1 protein-coding gene is annotated in these 699 nt (G+C 67.8%); it reads right to left on the bottom strand.

Features of this window, described 5'->3' with window-relative positions; all coding sequences use genetic code 11:
• The coding region (locus NR126_RS29140) for a hypothetical protein (protein WP_256832486.1) at nucleotides 1–699 on the bottom strand (699 nt) is incomplete at both ends.

Below are 699 nucleotides of genomic sequence, written 5' to 3'. Positions count from 1 at the left end.
CCGACGCCGACGCTGATGCTGATGCCGACGCGGATGCCGATGCGGACGCTGATGCTGATGCCGATGCCGATGCCGATGCGGATGCGGATGCCGACGCTGATGCTGATGCTGACGCCGACGCCGACGCCGACGCCGACGCCGACGCCGACGCCGACGCCGATGCGGATGCGGATGCCGACGCCGACGCCGATGCGGACGCTGATGCCGACGCCGACGCCGATGCCGATGCTGATGCCGATGCCGATGCCGATGCGGATGCGGATGCGGATGCTGATGCTGATGCCGATGCCGATGCCGATGCCGATGCCGATGCCGATGCGGATGCGGATGCCGACGCCGACGCCGATGCGGATGCGGACGCTGATGCCGATGCCGATGCCGATGCCGATGCCGACGCTGATGCTGATGCTGATGCTGATGCCGACGCGGATGCCGACGCCGATGCGGACGCTGATGCCGACGCCGATGCGGACGCTGATGCGGACGCTGATGCGGATGCGGATGCCGATGCCGATGCCGATGCCGATGCGGATGCGGATGCCGACGCCGATGCCGACGCGGATGCGGACGCTGATGCGGACGCTGATGCCGATGCCGATGCCGATGCCGATGCCGATGCCGACGCCGATGCCGATGCGGACGCTGATGCTGATGCTGATGCTGATGCTGATGCTGATGCTGATGCCGACGCGGATGCCG

Origin of the sequence: Pseudomonas sp. Pse1 (genome assembly GCF_024519635.1) — a bacterium.
Taxonomy (GTDB): domain Bacteria; phylum Pseudomonadota; class Gammaproteobacteria; order Pseudomonadales; family Pseudomonadaceae; genus Aquipseudomonas.
The sequence above is the reverse complement of the archived record's forward strand: the minus strand, read 5'-3'. Positions and strand labels throughout refer to the sequence as shown.